Annotated in this window: 1 protein-coding gene; it reads right to left on the bottom strand. The window is 75.1% G+C overall.

All coding sequences use genetic code 11. The features are described 5' to 3' along the window. On the bottom strand, positions 1–1,366 hold a 1,366-nt coding region (gene cydD / locus E4099_RS32025; RefSeq protein WP_135342589.1), incomplete at both ends, for a thiol reductant ABC exporter subunit CydD.

Genomic DNA, 1,366 nt, shown 5'->3' on the forward strand with positions numbered 1-1,366 from the left:
CCCCCGTACCCACGACAACCCCCGCCTCGCCCAGCGTCACCACCCGGTCGGCCACGGCGAGCAGCGCCGGTCGGTGGACGACCAGGAGAACCGTGCGGCCGACGACCAGCCGGCGCACCGCCTCCACCACGGCCGCCTCCGTCTCCCCGTCCAGGCTCGCCGTGGGTTCGTCCAGCAGCAGCACCGGGCGGTCCGCCAGGAACGCCCGGGCCAAGGCGATCCGCTGCCGCTGGCCGGCGGACAGGCCGGCGCCGTCCTCGCCGAGAGCGGAGTGGATGCCGTCGGGCAGCGCCTCCGCGAAGTCCAGCGCGCCGGCCTCCCGCAGGGCTCTCCGGACTTCCGCCTCGTCCGCCTCCGGCCGCATCAGCCGCACGTTGTCCGCCAGGCTCCCCGCGAACAGGTGCGGTCGCTGCGGCACCCAGGCCACCTGCCGCCACCAGCTCTCCGCGGCGACCTCGGCCAGGTCCGTACCGCCGACCACCACCCGGCCGCGGGTGGGGGCGACCAGGCCCAGGACCGCGTCGAGCAGGGTGCTCTTGCCGATGCCGCTGGGACCGGTGATGGCGACCGTCTCGCCGGGGCGCACCTCGAAGGTGGTCTCGGCGAGCGCGGGCCCACGGCGCCCGGGGCGTTCGACGACCAGCCCCTCGACCGCCAGCGCGGCGCCCCACGCGTCCGGCCGGTCCGCCGGCGGCGCCGGGTGCGCACCGTCCGGGGCGGGCTCCCGTTCCAGCACCGCGAAGACCTGGTCCGCCGCCGCCAGCCCCTCCGCGGCGGCGTGGTAGTGGGCACCGACCTGCCGCAGCGGCAGGTACGCCTCCGGGGCGAGGATCAGCACCACCAGGCCGGTCTCGAGGTCGAGTTCGCCGTGGACCAGCCGCATTCCGATGCCGACGGCCACCAGTGCCACCGAGAGGGTGGCCAGCAGTTCCAGCGCGAAGGAGGACAGGAAGGCGATCCGCAGGGTGCGCAGGGTGGCCCGGCGGTAGTCGGCGGTGATCGCCCGGATGGACGCCGCCTGCGCCTTGGCCCGTCCGAAGACCTTGAGCGTGGGCAGTCCGGCCACCACATCGAGGAAGTGGCCGGAGAGCTGGGCCAGCAGCCGCCACTGGCGGTCCATCCGGTGCTGGGTCGCCCAGCCGATGAGGACCATGAAGAGCGGGATCAGCGGCAGGGTGCCGGCGATGATCAGCGTGGAGAGCCAGTCCTCGGTGGCGATGCGGGCCAGTACCGCCACGGGCACCACCACGGCCAGCCCGAGCTGCGGCAGATAGCGGGCGAAGTAGTCGTCCAGCGCGTCGATTCCCCGGGTGGCCAGCGCGGTCAGCTCACCGACACTGCGCCCGCCCCGGTCCGTACCCCGGCC

The sequence above is a fragment of the Streptomyces palmae genome (assembly GCF_004684805.1).
Taxonomy (GTDB): Bacteria; Actinomycetota; Actinomycetes; order Streptomycetales; family Streptomycetaceae; genus Streptomyces; species Streptomyces palmae.